Source organism: Wolbachia endosymbiont (group A) of Scambus nigricans (assembly GCF_947251485.1).
Classification (GTDB): domain Bacteria; phylum Pseudomonadota; class Alphaproteobacteria; order Rickettsiales; family Anaplasmataceae; genus Wolbachia; species Wolbachia pipientis.
On record NZ_OX366356.1, the window covers coordinates 347,124 to 363,489 of the forward strand.

Annotated in this window: 12 protein-coding genes, 1 tRNA gene and 7 pseudogenes; 6 read left to right on the top strand and 14 right to left on the bottom strand. The window is 35.6% G+C overall.

Translation table 11 applies throughout. The annotated features are described in order from the left end of the window. Positions 1-247: 247 nt before the first annotated feature. The 4 genes and pseudogenes from OPR46_RS01925 to gatC form a co-directional block, all read left to right on the top strand. Positions 248-733 (top strand): annotated as a pseudogene (locus OPR46_RS01925) (ankyrin repeat domain-containing protein); the annotation flags it as partial. Between the two features lie 104 nt (positions 734-837). After that, positions 838-1,197 (top strand): annotated as a pseudogene (locus OPR46_RS01930) (ankyrin repeat domain-containing protein); the annotation flags it as partial. 303 nt (positions 1,198-1,500) lie between these two features. Continuing rightward, complete coding sequence (locus tag OPR46_RS01935) at positions 1,501-2,427, top strand: ribose-phosphate diphosphokinase (protein WP_155968767.1); 927 nt, start codon at positions 1,501-1,503, stop codon at positions 2,425-2,427. Beyond that, complete coding sequence (gene gatC, locus OPR46_RS01940) at positions 2,417-2,770, top strand: Asp-tRNA(Asn)/Glu-tRNA(Gln) amidotransferase subunit GatC (protein ID WP_015588776.1); 354 nt, start codon at positions 2,417-2,419, stop codon at positions 2,768-2,770. The genes OPR46_RS01935 and gatC overlap by 11 nt, the downstream gene beginning before the upstream one ends. Before the next feature lie 41 nt (positions 2,771-2,811). On the opposite strand, the gene OPR46_RS01945 is transcribed toward gatC, so the two are convergent. The 14 genes and pseudogenes from OPR46_RS01945 to OPR46_RS02010 all read right to left on the bottom strand — a co-directional run. After that, on the bottom strand, positions 2,812-4,074 hold the full coding sequence (locus OPR46_RS01945; protein WP_265043704.1) for a Tol-Pal system protein TolB: 1,263 nt from the start codon (positions 4,072-4,074) through the stop codon (positions 2,812-2,814). Positions 4,075-4,079: 5 nt separating this feature from the next. Further along, the gene (locus tag OPR46_RS01950; protein WP_265044057.1) at positions 4,080-5,714 is read right to left on the bottom strand and encodes a ribonuclease J; all 1,635 of its coding nucleotides are present in this window, start codon (positions 5,712-5,714) and stop codon (positions 4,080-4,082) included. A gap of 208 nt (positions 5,715-5,922) precedes the next feature. Next, positions 5,923-7,041 (bottom strand): molecular chaperone DnaJ, encoded by a 1,119-nt coding sequence (gene dnaJ, locus OPR46_RS01955; RefSeq protein WP_265043706.1) that lies wholly within the window; start codon positions 7,039-7,041, stop codon positions 5,923-5,925. A gap of 82 nt (positions 7,042-7,123) precedes the next feature. Beyond that, positions 7,124-7,201: transfer RNA gene (locus OPR46_RS01960), tRNA-Arg, on the bottom strand. A 63-nt stretch (positions 7,202-7,264) separates the two neighbouring features. Continuing rightward, positions 7,265-8,188 (bottom strand): hypothetical protein, encoded by a 924-nt coding sequence (locus OPR46_RS01965; protein ID WP_265043708.1) that lies wholly within the window; start codon positions 8,186-8,188, stop codon positions 7,265-7,267. 214 nt (positions 8,189-8,402) lie between these two features. After that, positions 8,403-8,714 (bottom strand): annotated as a pseudogene (locus tag OPR46_RS01970) (nuclease/transposase family protein); the annotation flags it as partial. 95 nt (positions 8,715-8,809) lie between these two features. Then, positions 8,810-9,085 carry an HNH endonuclease signature motif containing protein gene (locus OPR46_RS01975; protein ID WP_264723744.1) on the bottom strand — a complete coding sequence of 92 codons (276 nt, stop codon included), beginning with the start codon at positions 9,083-9,085 and terminating at the stop codon, positions 8,810-8,812. Continuing rightward, a complete protein-coding gene (locus OPR46_RS01980) occupies positions 9,045-9,245 on the bottom strand; it encodes a group II intron maturase-specific domain-containing protein (RefSeq protein WP_265043713.1) in 201 nt (66 codons plus the stop codon). The genes OPR46_RS01975 and OPR46_RS01980 overlap by 41 nt, the downstream gene beginning before the upstream one ends. Continuing rightward, positions 9,170-9,883 (bottom strand): reverse transcriptase domain-containing protein, encoded by a 714-nt coding sequence (locus OPR46_RS01985; RefSeq protein ID WP_265043714.1) that lies wholly within the window; start codon positions 9,881-9,883, stop codon positions 9,170-9,172. The genes OPR46_RS01980 and OPR46_RS01985 overlap by 76 nt, the downstream gene beginning before the upstream one ends. Continuing rightward, positions 9,877-10,227 (bottom strand): annotated as a pseudogene (locus OPR46_RS01990) (reverse transcriptase/maturase family protein); the annotation flags it as partial. The gene OPR46_RS01985 and the pseudogene OPR46_RS01990, both read right to left, overlap by 7 nt. A 21-nt stretch (positions 10,228-10,248) precedes the next feature. Then, entirely contained in the window at positions 10,249-10,764 is a 516-nt protein-coding gene (locus OPR46_RS01995; RefSeq protein ID WP_265043715.1) for a reverse transcriptase N-terminal domain-containing protein, read from the bottom strand. 388 nt (positions 10,765-11,152) lie between these two features. Continuing rightward, a pseudogene (locus tag OPR46_RS02000) lies at positions 11,153-11,524 on the bottom strand (PD-(D/E)XK nuclease family transposase); the annotation flags it as partial. A 40-nt stretch (positions 11,525-11,564) separates the two neighbouring features. Then, a pseudogene (locus OPR46_RS02005) lies at positions 11,565-12,910 on the bottom strand (IS4 family transposase). A 54-nt stretch (positions 12,911-12,964) separates the two neighbouring features. Beyond that, positions 12,965-13,576: pseudogene (locus OPR46_RS02010) on the bottom strand (DUF6444 domain-containing protein); the annotation flags it as partial. Between the two features lie 423 nt (positions 13,577-13,999). Between OPR46_RS02010 and OPR46_RS02015 the strand changes: the two are divergent. Both OPR46_RS02015 and OPR46_RS02020 read left to right on the top strand, forming a co-directional pair. After that, positions 14,000-14,632, top strand: coding sequence for a protocatechuate 3,4-dioxygenase (locus OPR46_RS02015; protein WP_320109358.1), 633 nt, complete (start codon positions 14,000-14,002; stop codon positions 14,630-14,632). Positions 14,633-14,728: 96 nt separating this feature from the next. Next, entirely contained in the window at positions 14,729-16,231 is a 1,503-nt protein-coding gene (locus tag OPR46_RS02020) for a leucyl aminopeptidase (RefSeq protein WP_265044058.1), read from the top strand. Positions 16,232-16,366 lie beyond the last annotated feature (135 nt).

Genomic DNA, 16,366 nt, shown 5'->3' on the forward strand with positions numbered 1-16,366 from the left:
GCTATAGCTAAACTGACTTACGATAATTTGAAAAACCGTCATCCCGCTACATTAATATTGTATTAATAAAAACTTAATAATAATCCTTAATAATATATGAACTAACATGTTCGCAATTTCGTATGACAGAGGAAACAAAAGATGGATATGCTTCCTTATACGTTGCAATTCAGGAAGGTATAGCCTTTCTTATAATAGTCCGAATGCGATAAGATATGTGTTTATGGCTATAGCAGGCCAGTAGCATATTACGGTCTGTTCGGATTATTGTAAAAAGAGCTATAATATTGAAGCTGCAGAACTACTAATAAAATGTGGCACAAACGTCAATGATCATTATGAACGCAATCGTACGCCACTGCATATTGCCATCGGACGCAAACAATTAGAAATAGCAAAATTGCTGATAAAAAATGGAGCAAACGTTAATGCAAAAACTCAAAATCATGGTAAAGATGATCTAACACCAATGCACTTTGCAGTTTTTGCAAATACGCCAGAATTTATAGAATTACTAGCTAGCCATGGTGCATTGATTAATGAAAGAGAAAGTACCGAAGGGTATACTCCTCTTCACTTTGCTGCTTTATATGGGAACAAAAATATAATACAAGCCTTAATTGATAAGGGACAAGATATTGAAGATGTGGACAATAATGGGCGAACAGCTCTGTTTTTAGCTGCTAGGCAGTGCACTGAAGCAGAAGATGATAGCAGAATAGAAATTATCAAGTATAGCTCTTTTTACAATAATCCGAACAGACCGTAATATGCTACTGGCCTGCTATAGCCATAAACACATATCTTATCGCATTCGGACTATTATAAGAAAGGCTATATTTGATAGACAAGCTCAAAGCAGATGTAACAAAGAAAGACAATAATAACAATGCAGTACTCTTTCCTGCCGCTAATAATTGCCCTGGAAAAGTGGTAGAATTCATCATTGAGCACTATATAAAAATCTTTGAGTTAGAGAATTTTATCAACCACAAAAATAATGATGGAATGGATGCTTTGGATATTGCGCTGAATAGTGGAAACGAAAAAGCTATTGAAGTATTAAGATCATATGGAGCAGATATCAAGAATAAGGTAGATGGTAGCATTCAAAAAATTACTGCAGAAAAACCAAGTAGTACCCTAGACAGAGCAGAAAGTGCAGAGGTAGCACCTCCAATTAAGCAAAGAGTATAAAACTTTTTATAAAGCGATTATAAATTTCAGTAAGTTGCAGAGGCTCTACAATGGGAAGTGTAGTATGTTAGCAGATACAAATGACTAGATAAATTATATTTCATTAAAGTCATTTATCTTGAAACATAAGCAGGATTTTGTATAGTTGTTTCAATTTGGGTCTGTATATTGAAACAACGCGTGAAAATGACAGGTCATTGTACAAGAGGTACCTAATTCACCGACAAGAATGCTGGATAAAGACACTTACATTTCAATTATTTTACAATTTCTGTATAATCTTAAAAACTCAATTAGTGCGTTATGAAGATAATAATAGGTAATGCTAGTAAGGAATTAGGGGAATCAGTAGTTAACCGGCTAGATGTTCAACCATCCTCTGCTTGGATATCAAAGTTTACCGATGGCGAGGTAAATGTAGAAGTAGCAAATGATCTATATAATCAAGAAGTATATATAATACAATCTCTTTCTCCCCCTGTGAATGATAACCTTATGGAGCTTCTGCTCATAATTGATGCAGTAAATAGATTAGGAGCCAAAAGGATAGTAGTAATTATTCCTTATTATGGATATAGCAGGCAAGATAGAATTATCAAGAACAATAATGTGCAGTCTGCTTTAAGTGCCAAATTAGTTGCAAATCTTATTCAAACTGCAGGTGCAAGTAGTGTTGCAGTTATTGATTTGCACTCAAGTCAAATTGAAGGATTCTTTGATGTACCGATAACTAATTTGAACTGCTTTGAAGCATTTGTTGACTCTATACACACGGAAAATTTGGCAATTGTTGCACCTGATGTTGGAGCAATTGGTAGAGCACGTGCTTTTGCAAAGACTTTAGAGGAAAAGTACAAGATAGGGTTAAGTGATAAGATTATTGTAGTAGATAAATATAGGGAGAAAGCAGGCACATCTCAAGTAATGAACATAATAGGAGAAGTTGCAAACAAAAATTGTGTCATTGTTGATGATATAGTTGACTCTGGTGGAACATTGTGTAATGCAGCTCTTGCTTTAAAAAGTTACGGAGCAAAGTCCGTAACTTCATGCATCACACACGGTGTGCTTTCAGGAAGTGCAGTTGAGAAAATCTCTTCCTCTTCTTTAGATAAATTAGTGATTACGGATACCATACTTCACAAACTTGAAAAAACTGGTAAAATAGAAGTTGTTTCGGTTGTAAATATTTTAACTCACTTCATCCAAGGAGGTAGAAATGCCAGCTAAGTCAACAGAAGACGTTATTACTTCACTAATAGAATTTGCAAATAAGAGAAAAATAACAATTACCAAGGAAGAAATGCTTAAAATTGCACAGCTTGTAAGGATTAAGTTATCAAATGACGAGATTGATCACTACTCCAAAGAACTGACAATGCTGGATTGGATACATGATACTTTATTGCAAGTTAATACTGAAGGTGTTTCTCCTATGCGTTATGGCAGCATAGACAAGGACATTCATGTACGCGATGATGTTATAAATTCTCAAAACATTAAAAAAGAGATATTGTCCAATACAAAACCTGAGCATGGGTATTTTGTAGTGCCAAAGGTTATAAGCGATTAAAGTAAAATAAGGCTCATATCAAACCTATAATAGATCTACTTTCAAAAATAAGACCAATCAGGTAAAGAAGCATTTGTGGGAGTGGAAACCATTTTTTGATTTTTCTTTACTAAGTCTACTAAATATAGTTTAGAGTTGCTTGGTGATTCTGTTCTTGTAAAAATGATTTCTCTACCATTTGGTAGCCATGCCGGGGATTCAATTTTATGCCCCTCTGAAAGCAGACGTTCTTCTTTGCCATCTGGCTTCATAACTCCTATGTAAAATTTTCCTGACTGAATCTTTGTAAAAGCTATCAGATCTCCTTTTGGCGACCAAACAGGCGTAGCATATCTTCCACTTCCAAAACTAATTCTTTTAGGTTTTTTACTTTTGTTAGTAAAATCGATAACGTACAGTTGCTGACTCCCACTTATATCAGAACTAAAAGCCATATACTTTTGATCTGGAGAAAAAGAGGGAGAAGTGCTTATAGCTGAACCTTTAGTAATTTTTTTTGTTCGTTTACTACTTAAATCCAAAGATAATATATTCGTTTCACCACCCAATGAGTGGGAAATTAAAAGAGATTTACCATCGGGAGAAAATCTTGGTGCAGAAACAACTCCTTCAAATGCGCTGATTATTGATTCAGTGTTATCTTTTAAATTTTTTAATATTATATAACTTTTACCATTTGCGTACGAGATATAAACAATACCCTTTCCATTTGGTGAGAATCTCGGTGTTGACACAAATCTATCGCCATTTGTTAAGTATTTTATATTACTTCCATCTTGATTCATCACAGCAATTTTACGCACAGATTTGTAGTTGCTATCTTTTTCTTCAGCGATATACGTGATTTTTGTGTTGAAGTGCCCTTTCTCACCAATTAATCTATCATGTATCACATCCGAAACGAGGTGACCAATTTTTCTCCAGTCTTTTGCTGGAAAAACAACTGACTGAGTAAGTAATTCTCTTTTTGTAAAAGCGTCAAATAAACGAAATGATAGCTCTAATGCACTACCAGATATTTCGCTTAAACTTACTGTGACTACAGTATCGCTTTTCCAAGATTTAGATTCAGCTTCCGCGCCACGTTTTACATTAAATAAGCCACAATTAGATAAATTTGTTCCTATTACCTTTGCAATATTTTCGCTTAATTCGCTTTCCAACGCTGTTTTACACGTACATTTAGATACAACAAGACCAATGTTACCAACACTGCTTTTTTTTATATCAACATATAAAGCAGCTTTTGTAAAATAAGGAATAAATAACGGAATAAATAACACCAGATGAACGAATAGCTTCATTCATTTCATACCTGTTCTATCTGAACCTCAATTATAGGTCTTTTTAGTAAATATTCCTTTAAGATACTCAATATTGAACTTTCAATCTTATTTTTAATTTTTTTTGTTGGCTGCAAACTAAACAACGACTCAACTTTCTTGACAATTTTCTGTATGGTAGCTGCATCTTCTAGCACTTCAAAAACACCAGGTACAAATACTTTTGGTTTAGCAAGCAATTTATTTTTCTTGTTTACAACTGCTGTTACCACAATAACTCCGGCATCTCTCATTCTTTTACGCATTTTTATAACACTGCTTTCCGGATGACGTAGCAACATACCATCAATACCAAAGTAGTCAACATCAATTGAATCAACCTTTTCTCCGTTCTCCAAATTAACAATATCACCTGGTGCAATCATTATTGCTTTTGCCACACCGCACTCTTTAGCAAATTTTACATGTGCATGCGTGTGAATATATTCGCCGTGAACTGGAATAGACATCTTCGGTTTTATTAAAGAATACATTTCCTTTAGCTCTTCTCTTGTTGGATGCCCAGAAGCATGAACATGCTCTGTTTTTTCAGTAATAACTTCTACCCCCATCTCAATAAAGGCATTGAGCATGTTGTGCGCACGAGTTTCATTTCCAGGAATGATTTTTGACGAAAAGATCATGGTATCACCTTGCTGCATTTTAAATGCTTGATGACTCTTAGCAGCAAGTCTTGCGGTAGCTGCCAGTGGCTCACCTTGACAACCTGTGCAAAGTAGCACCAGTTCTTCCCTTGGAAAATTTACTGCTTCCTTTGCTTCAAGAAACTGAGGAGAATCAGTTAAATAACCACTATCTTGCGCAACTTTCACTATTCTCCATAAAGATCTACCAAGTAAAACTACTTTTCTATTTAGTGCTTTTGCAGCTTGGCTTATCGTTTCAATTCGTGCCACATTTGAAGCGAATAGCGAAACAGCAACTAATTTTTTAGACCGCTTTATTATGTTATAAATATTATTATAAATTTCACCTTCTGACTCACGGTGATGCTTGCTTAATATATTGGTTGAATCGCAAATTGCTGCAAGCAGGTCACCTTTATCGCCAATTTCTTTTAGACGCTCTATATTAGAAGTTAATCCAACAACAGGTTTTGGATCAAATTTCCAGTCTCCGGTATGGAGTGCACTACCCATTTCAGTGCTAATTAATATTGAATTTGCCTCAGGAATTGAATGAGTTACATTTATAAACTCGACGGTAAAAGGACCCAAATTTATGCTGCCATTTATGTCTACCTCTTCCACAGGCACTATACCTTCCAATCGAAATTCTTTTAGTTTCTCTTTAAGAAAATTAACCGTAAACTTTGTTGTATATATGGAGCACTGCAACTCTTCCCACAAGTGGGGCACTGCACCGCAGTGGTCCTCATGTGCATGTGTAATTATTATTCCAAGTAAATCTTTTTTCCTTTGAGCAATAAAATCTATATCAGCAATGAGCAGCTCAACACCTGGCATAGTTTCATCTGCAAAACCAACACCAAGGTCGATCATAATCCACTTACCTTGGTAATGATATAGGCTAACATTCATCCCGATTCTTCCTACTCCCCCAAGCGGAAGAAATAAAAACTCATTTTTGTTTATATTCATTAAATTTAAATTATTAAAACCTGAGAATAGCAAAACTTCGACCTTAAATAAAGAAATTTATTGCTTTTACATAGTTTTAAGGAACTAAGAAGTTTCTGTTGGCTAATAATAACACTATTGTTAAGTTTTCCATTAATAAGGTCAAAGAATTGCAGGATTAAATGAAAACCCGTAAACAGTCACCCCTTTATGTCATTTAGCAGATTTCTTATTTTTTTTTTACTTTACTAAAAAACCCTTCAGATTGCTGTTGTACACTTGCATTTTCCTCTTCTTCAAGCGCTTTTAATAGTTCAATTTGCTTTTTAGTTAAATTTTTTGGATTTAAAGTCTCAACTATTACCTGTACGTATAAATCACCACGAGCATGTGAGTTCATATATGGCATACCCTTTTCCCTACAACGTAGTTTGGTACCAGTTTGAGTGCCTTCAGGGACCTTTACTTTTATTTTAGCTCCATCAATTGATTGAATATCGATTTCACCACCAAGCACTGCTAGTGTCATTCTTATAGGCACTTTACAGTGTAAATCTGCTTTATTTCTAGCAAAGATTTTATGGAAAATTATTTTCACGTATACGTATAAATCTCCACTTTTTCCACCTTTTGTTCCAGCTTCTCCTTTACCACTTATCCTTACCTTAGCTCCTTCTTCTATGCCTTTTGGAATTGAAACGGATATATTTACTTCATCTCTTCTACGTCCACTTCCACCACATTTCTTACATTTGTTTTGTATTATTTCTCCTTCCCCATAGCATGTAGTACATGTTCTTTCGATGGTAAAAAAGCCTTGTTGAGTTCTAATCCTACCGCTTCCCTGGCATGTGTGGCACTGAACTGGTTTAATTGCTCCTTCGCCACCTGTGCCTTGGCATGTATCACATTTTACATTTGTCACATAATGTATAGGCGCTTGTATTCCTTTAAATGCATCTTCTAAGGTAATTTCAAGATCATAACGTAGGTCTGCTCCAGATACTCCTGTTGTACTTCTTTTTGCTCTCGATCTACTTGCACCACCACCGAATCCTCCACCAAAGAAGTCATTGAATATGCCGCTAAAATCTCCTGCAGAGCTAAAGCCTTGAAATCCACCAGAAGCACCTTCGTGGCCATAAAGGTCATAGCCTGCCCTTTTCTCAGAGTCAGACAGAACTCCATATGCAGCTGTTACTTCTTTAAATTTTTCCTCTGCTTCTTGATTGCCAGGATTTCTATCAGGATGATATTTTAACGCTAATTTTTTATACGCTTTTTTTATCTCATCAATACTGGCATTTCTGCCTACTTCCAGTAGCTCATAGTAGTCTTTTTTGCTCATATATAATAGTTTAGTTCTTAACCTTTAAAGATAGGTATTGCATATATTAATTTCAAGTGTGACTTCTGCTTCCTATAAAATGTGGTGCACCCTGAGCGACTTGAACGCCCGACCTTTTGATCCGTAGTCAAATGCTCTAATCCAACTGAGCTAAGGGTGCTTTCATAAAGTTAACTTTAGCAGATTTTGTGGCTTGATTCAATTAATTTGGCTAAAAATAAAACTATTGATTTCTATCATACGTGAACCCCTCACAATTCTCAAACTGCCGTTTCGCATTAGAATTATCAAATTCACTACAAGGAGGAGCAGTTGGAGTAGTATTAGGATCTTGAGAAAAGTAAGGAGGTGGTGCATCATAACGAGAAGAATCTCCATAACCATGCCCTTGTCTAAGAAAGCTATCTACCGCTCCTTTAGCTTTCTCGATATTTTCTGATTCTTCCTCATGCTTCATATGAAAAGCTAAACTGCCAGTAAAACACACAAGAGAATTAACGCCAAGGATAACTAAACCCCACACTGGTAAGACTGGGTAAACAGCACAAGCTACCAAAGCTGCCAAAGAAACAGCGCCAACCGCAAATTCTATATTTCTGAACGTTTTAAATTTACTATCCAGGTAATCTATTTTTTCTTCTTTTCTAGCCACTTTTCTGCTGCTGTTATACCAAAAACACATACCAGCATGGAAAGCAACACACACAACTGCAGCTACCATACCTAAAGCTAATAACTTTCTATTGTCTTCTGAGTCTTTTTTCTTATCTTCTCTGCTTTGATGGCTACCACTACTGAAACCAGGGTTATTTATAACTGTAGTATGACCACCAAACAGGCTGCGAAGTAGTAAATAATCCCAAAAATCTAAACCTCTATCATTGTATACATGTATATGTGTAGTCTGAGGGCCTGTAGGTTGTGTGTTATTCCCTGCGTTATATTGATCATTTCTGCTTCCTGTATCGTGCCTATTGCTTGAATTTGGATATGTAAATTCTTCATACACATTTTTAAAATTCTCCTTGCTCCAAGTTAAATTCGGTGTATTATTACAATACTGTAGAAACCCTTCAGTATTATTATTACCTAATTTCTTTATATAGGCTAACGCATACCTTTTTAAAACACTGTCACTTGCTACCATAAATACCCTCTTAAGTTAAGATTAAATTAATAGATATTTATTATAATAAGACAACATCTACTTGTCAACTTGAGCCTGATTCAAGTATCCGTTCAGGGTGTGGCAGAAGAACTTATTCAAATAAAGTAGGTGGTAAAATATAAACATTTTATAAAGTGAAAAATAGACTTTTCAGACCACTGCCGAGCTAAAAAAGCCCTGAAAAACGTGATACTTAGGCCACTTCTTGCTTAAGCTGTACAATTTCAGCTTGAGAAAGGCCAGTGGATTCAGCTATTAAATTAACAGATACACCAGCTTTAAGTAAATTTTTTGCAACTTCGATTTTTCCTTTCTCTATACCTTCCTCAAGTTTGTATTCAAGAATGGCTTCTTCCTTACGTAGATCCATTATTCTTTCTTCATATGCTACTAAATCTTTCTCATTCCAGCAAAACTTGTCTAACTCATCATATGCTAGCTTTACTATTGGTGATTTTTCTGCTATATTCCTTAGGTCTTCATCTGTAGTTTCATCTGCATACTGTTGTCTAAGTGAAGAAGGTCGCCCCTCCTCACTCGACTTCAAAACCGTACGTGAGACTTTGCGCCTCATACGGCTTCTCTCTAATTTGGTGCTTGTCATGCACACCTCCTGTGTAATTCATCGTGACAATGTCCATGTAACAAAGATAAGTTTTTGATCATGTTGTTTCGTCTATTCCGGTCTTTGTGATGTATTTCTATTATATCATCACTTTTAAACCATAGTCTACAATTATCACATTTACTTTGTTGTAACTTCAATAGTTTTATTACTCTTAATGGCTTATCTGGTATTTTTCTCAGACGTTTACCCCAATAAACCCAATCACCATCATATGGAGATCTGGTTTTTTGCACTTTGTTTAATAACATGATTGCTGTGTGTAATAAGATGTATCTTGTTACTTGTCATAAAACGCCAGTTATCGTTATTATATTTTTTAAAGTATTTTCTTTTTATCCAGCATTTCCCTTTGTTTGGGTGCCTAAAGACTGCCCACTTCCAGAGCTTTCTATGTATAGTATTATCCAATGAGCTAAAGATTTTATAGCCTTTCTTATAATAGTCCGAATGCGATAAGATATGTGTTTATGGCTATAGCAGGCCAGTAGCATATTACGGTCTGTTCGGATTATTGTAAAAAGAGCTATACATGAAACTACCGAAGAGTAATATTGACTCCATCCTCTGTTTATTGGATTGAGATTCCTTATTACTACTTCCTGTGGCGCCCCACGCATTTCTCTAAGTTTATGTTTAATAGCAAATGTATGCTGCTTTATAGAATTACGACTTGGTTTTATTAATAATGTGTAACCTTTTTTACTTTCTTTTGTTGGATATTGTCTTATTGAAAATCCAAGAAAATCAAATCCTGGTTTTGTTTCGTCAATGGTTCTTAATGTATGAGAAATTCTTGTTTTAGAGGGCTTTAATTTTAGTCCAATGGTTTCTAACCATTCTTCAACTAAAATTTTTGCTTTAAGAATAATCTCTTCGTTTTTATGTATGATGACAAAATCATCACAGTAGAAAATTACACTAATAGACTTTTGCGCGTTTTTATGCGATATCCTACCATATTTTCTTTTCATGCATTGAAAGAGTTCGTTTGTTAATGCTTTTTTGACATGTTGCTCTAATCCGTGTAATGCAACACAAGCTAGCAACGGTGCCTCCTTGAATTGTACCACGTTTTGTGGATTGAAACTTTCCATCTTCCATAACGCCTGCCCTTAACCATCTTCTTATGATTTTCTTTAACGTTGGTGTGGTTTTCAAGCAGTTTATTATGGTTAATATTGTCAAAACATCCAGAAATATCAGCATCTAATACATATGCTGTTTTCTGTTTTAGCACATCAAATATGGCTTCAATTGCATCATGACATGATCTACCAGGCCTAAAACCATAAGTGTTTGGCTCAAGTTTTGCCTCCCATTCTGGTTCCAACACCATTTTTACAAGTGTTTGTTTTGCTCGACACGATATAGTTGGTATACCAAGCGGGCGATATTCCGATGGCTTACCAGGTCAGACACGTCTTGATGGCTTTGCTTTCTCTCTTATATCTAAGGAGTTTGCCAATTGCAATCTTTCTTTTTGACTAAGGTTAGCTTTTCCATCAATACCTGCAGTTTTTTCCCCTCTGTTGTCCTGAGTTACCCTTCTAACTGCGATCGTTCTTGCACTTGTTGATTTGAGTAATAATCTCTGAAGGTTGTGCATCTTTTTGATATCATTACATTTAGAGGCTTGGTACATTCGTTTTTGTAGCTTAAATGAAGATTTCTTCAGCTTTCGCCAAGGAATTCCATTCCATTCATACCTAGCCTTTTGCTGGTCCATAACATATTCACTACTATTCACCACTTTACCTTCCAAATTAAAGTGTTTACGTCTGCATATCCCAGATATTATAGCCTTTCTTATAATAGTCCGAATGCGATAAGATATGTGTTTATGGCTATAGCAGGCCAGTAGCATATTACGGTCTGTTCGGATTATTGTAAAAAGAGCTATACTTTGGGCATTAGCTTCTTCTTCCACATAGCGGCTTGTGGTTGGCTACCTACTTATATTTAATGAATATAAGAGCTTTTATGTGGTTACTCCGTTCCATAGCTTCGTTTCACGTTAAACTTAGATTCCTACTATTTGCCGGAAGCTGGGAACATCAATAACTAAAGTCTTCAATCTTTAGTTCCCATTTTGCTTCGTACCATTTTGGTCTATGCGTAGTTCAACCTCTTTTCGCATAATATGCTTTGACGACAATTCAAACATAGGTTCCTCTCGTAATCATATCTAACTCTGTTTGCAGGATGAGGTTTAGTGTTACCTGCTTTTATCTCATGCTTGCATCCCAAAGGTTGCCATCCTTTGAAATGTGAGACATACATTATCCCCGATGTCTAGGGAAGATGGAATTTAACCATCACAAAACCACGGCTTTCCGGGTCGCACTGAAGAAAAATAACCAACGATCCACTATGCTTTCTAGCTGTTCTTCCTTATTCTTAGGAAATTTAGGTAGTTCAATAAATACAAATTGAAAATCTTTTAAGTCATGTTCATAGGTAATTTTATCAAAAGTAACGTGATCAGATTTGTAAGCCAGCTTGTTAGGAAATAAGATAAAATCGGCGATAGCAATAAAAATAACTCCTTTAAGATCTTGATCACCTTTGTGAGCTTGACTTGAATAAGCTTTAGCAGCATAGTATTGAGCGCGTTTCTCAAAACCTTTATCACGAGCAAACTGGTCAGGTAAGGAAGCAGTATTACTACTACTCCCTCCCTTAGAAACCTTACTATTACCCACAAATATGAGGTTCATGAGCAAGTCTTCATCCTTCTGCTAGATCAAAGAGACGTCTCCACCCTTTCCAAAGAGTAATTGGTCCTGGTTTTGGGTCGCTTTTTCTTGCTAAATGACCTCCAAGTTCACGAAACGGCTTCTTTTATAGTAGGGGCTATATTTGGACATGGTTTCCTGTGTATTTTAACATATAAAACTTTCCATTCTTCCTCAGCTAATAAGGCAGTACATGGTAATGTTGGGTTAGTTCTTGCAATTGATGTAATAAAGAAAATTCTCCAAGCAATAATGCTCATGACTGTTAAATACCTCATTAATCTTTCTGCTGTTCCAAGTCTACATTCCTCAACTTTGAGACCAGATTTTAAAATCTTATGCAATATCTCTATTTTCCATCTCAAACAATACCAACTAACTTTTTCAACAGCTTCTTCAAAAGTACTGACCGGAAAAAAGCATCCACTCTAGAGGACTTGCTTCGGGAGGAGAGTTTTTTTCAACAACATGAATTGCTGAAGTTGTAGACTCTGTCGGTTTATATTTTATGTGACCTTCTTTACATTTTATATGGCCTTCATGTGATAAATTTTCCGAATCTAATTTCTAAAAACGCTGTCCTTTTTTGCTTGTTATCTCTAGCAGGGATTTCAACTTCTACTTTTCCAGCGCAAGGGAGGCCTTGGATAAATGACCATAATTTTTGCTTGTTCCTGGTATGCATGAATTTTTTATTTACATTTCTGTTGTGGCGAGCTCTTACTAAAATTGCTGAGTTAAGATTATGTGCAAGTTCAAAAAAATCATGCATATCTGCTTCTCTGTCACATACGGTTATAGCTTCGGTTTGGGCCAGATCTATAATATTATTTGTTTTCTTTAAACTTTCTAGCCATTTCATACTTTCTTTATCCTCAATATGAACGTTGTTACGATGGCTCTTTAGTCTTTTTTCTTCTTCAGAAATGAGTTGCCTCGAGTAAATCTTTTGATCCAGTATTCCCAGCTTCCGTACTAACAGCAAGGGCTGTATGCATTACTGCTCCTTTTCCAGCAATAGTTCCCAATCCGCTTATGGCTTGAGTATGAAATATAAGTTGTATCTTGAATCACAAGAATTCTTTTATGAGCTTTTGTTCTTTCAACTGTTTTATCAATGTGTGAAGCTAGAATATCGACTTCTTTTACGTTCTCATTTTGAAAAAAACGTTATGCTGCTTTTGCTTCTGACCAACTTCCACATGCCTCATTAATTGAGCTTTCAGGTAAACTTATCAAACTATCAGCAATCTTTACTAATCGGTCAGTTAATCTTTTATCTCCAAGTACAGCATCTCCAAATTCATTTTTAGCCCATTCATTACTCTCGTTTGCCATTTTTATACCCTCAATATTTGCAAACTTTAATATTGTAATACTTTATTTATAAGTACATTTATATTTGTGGGTAATAGTAAGATTTGATATGCTGCCAACACTTATGTTCAAATTAAAAATGTCATTTATGATACTAGCCACTTCACGCTTTGAGTTTTTGTAAAATCCGCTGAGTGCTGCAATTATAGACTTAACCCTTGGACCAAATGTATCTGGCGTAACACCTTCTGGTAACTTGCTACTTTTTCTTTTTCTGCATCTCCAACAACGACCATGTTCCAATTACTACATAAGGCCTAATTTCCGGAAGATCAACTTTTTGGTGAACATAAGGTTTTCGCATATTACAAGCTCTCCTCCGCATTCGCAAATATTAGGCAACTCTATTTTTACTACTTTATCCGCTTCCATTGTGGCATGAAAATTTCCTTTATGCCCAACCTGATCGCCAACATTCCTTTCGCTTTTTGGCTTGTCCTTTTTTATTTTGTATAGCTCTTTTGAGCTGGGCAGGGATGAGTTTTTTGAATTTAAACCGAGCCTTTCCTTTAATTCAGCGTTCTCTATCTTTAAAGCTTTACTTTCTGTTTTTAAGTTTTCTATCTCTGCTTTCAGTTTTTCTATTTTTTGCTGTAAATTTTTGCAAAGTTCTAAAAGGTTTACCATATTACCTCACTTTTGCTCTATGATTATCTTTTTAGATCACTTTGTCTACCTTATTCTACCACTCCGCTGAACGGATACAATTTACTAAACAGAAAAAAAGGCAAAAGAAACCCTAGGGTAGCTAGTTATTCACTATCCATTTTTTAAGTTGGCGTTTTTTAATGTTTTAAATAGCGCGTTTCAGCTTGTGTAGGTAAAAACCTAGAAATATTGTGAAGACATAAGGTGCACATAGTGCAAAAAATTAAAAATAAGACGCCAACTACGTTGTTTTCTTGCTGTTTAATCTGCACAGATGAAGATAACTGAATACCTTCAGTTTCATGATAAGGGGGCTGGCGAAGGGTGTAAAGCAAGTTTTTTCGTTTCTATTTCCAATAAAAGTTTGTTATATGGTTATGCAAGAAGTCTATTATAAATGAAATGAATGTGAAAAATATCTTGTTAGCACTTTTAGTACAAATGATATTCAGTTTGCCGCTATTTGCAGCTGATCCTGTTTTGCTCAACTGCATTAAAACTCCGGAAATATATGACCTTGATGCAAGGCCAAAAAATTTTAGCTCTTCAAACAATTTAAGAAGGAAACCTGGTTCTCCAAATAGTGCAATAGGGGAATTAATACACATAGTGGGTAGAATTACTGATATGAACTGCTTACCAATACAAAATGCTGTAGTTTCTATATGGCACGCGAATTCACGCGGCGTGAACCATTACGATAAGAATATAGAGGATGATCTGAATTTTGCTGGATCAGGAAGGTTTGTAGTGAATAATCTTGGCTATTATAATTTTATTACGATAGCACCTGGTAAAATTGGTGATAGAGCTCCACATATCAACTTTCTAGTTCAACATCCGGATTTTCCAGAATTCACAACGCAAATGTTTTTTGCTGACCATAATTGCGCTGATCCTGTTCTTGAAGATTTTGTTAGTAATGGGCTTGCAAGCCTTCTCATAACACCATTTACTTACAGTGATCAGGTCATAAAAACCTATACGTTTAACATTACCTTGGGCGGATATAATAAGTTCTCTAATAAAAGATAAAAAACCTTGCATGTAAGGGAGTCCATAGTAAACTTAAGTGTTATTGTACTTAGGATGTATATGAAAAATATCTTACTGATGTTTTTGCTGTGTTTTATGTACAGTTTACAATTATTTGCAACGGAGATGCCAGCAATGAAAATAACAATTTCTAAAATTTCGCCCGATTTTAAAACAATAGTAACGGGTTTATTTGAGGACAACGAAACCGTAAATGATGGCGGAGTTTTGCAAGGAAAACAGATCATAGATAACATAAAGCAATTTAGCGATTTCAATGGAAGTTTTGGTGAATTTTTCTCTACTACTTTGCCAGAAGAAAAAAATATCATAGTTGTTGGACTTGGTAAGAAGGGTGAGTGGAATGAAAATAAAGAATTAAATATTGGTGGTAAAATATATTGTGAGCTAAGCAGATTAAAAATTAAAAAAGCAGCGGTTTTAATCGAAGGTAGTGCAGCAAATGTTGCATATGGTGCGTTTCTGCGTAGTTTTAAGTTTGATAAGTATAAAACTAAAAAGGATGAGAAAATTACAGAGGTAGAGGAGATTACCGTATTAGTAAAAGATGAACAATTAAGTAATGCTGAAAGATCATTTGAGCACTTAAGGCAAGAAGGTGAGAGTATATTCCTTGCGCGCTCTTTTATAACAGAGCCTCCTAACATTCTATATCCAGAATCCTATGCTGATCATATAAAAAAAGAACTTACTAAGCTTGGCCTTGAAATCGAGGTGCTTGATAAAAAGCAGATGGAAGAGAAAAAAATGGGAGCCTTGCTTGGAGTTGCACAAGGAAGTAGTAAAGAACCAAAATTAGTAGTGATAAAATGGAATGGAGCTTCTAAAGAACAAAAGCCTATAGCTTTTGTTGGTAAAGGTATAACGTTTGACACTGGTGGAGTATCACTCAAACCTTCACGTGGTATGGAGTCAATGAAATATGACATGGCAGGCTCTGCTACTGTGGTTGGGGTGATGCATGCTTTAGCAGGACGAAAAGCAAAAGTAAATGCGATCGGTGTAGTCGCACTTGCAGAAAATGCAGTGGGTGGTAATGCTCAAAGACCAAGTGATGTAGTAACTTCAATGTCTGGACAAACAATAGAAGTGTTGAACACCGATGCAGAAGGAAGGCTCATACTTGCAGATGCTTTATGGTATACGCAAGATAGATTCTCACCAAAATTTATGATTGATCTTGCAACTTTAACTGGTGCTATAGTGGTTGCACTTGGAAATAACGAATATGCTGGTCTTTTTTCAAATAATGATGAATTAGCAAACCGTCTGATTGATGCAGGAAATGAAGTAAATGAGAAGTTATGGCGTTTTCCTATGAATGAAACTTATGACAAAATTATTGATTCACCGATTGCTGATGTTCAAAACATCGCTCCTGCAGGCTCTGGTGGAGATAGCATAATGGCTGCACAGTTTTTACAGCGTTTTGTGAATGAAACTTGCTGGGCACATTTAGATATCGCAGGCACTGCTTGGCACGAGAAAGGTACTGACATTTGTCCAAGAGGAGCAGTAGGTTTTGGTGTAAGGTTACTTAATAAGTTGGTTGAGAAGTACTACGAAGCCAATGATTAAAGGTCTTTATACTGGATTTATGGCTTAGCTACATGAACGTTTATTTTCGAGGCGCAGCAAATGAAAGTAGCTGATACATATTTCTTTTTTTCTGGATTCCAGTGTCAGCTACTTTCATGACACCCTGACAACCGT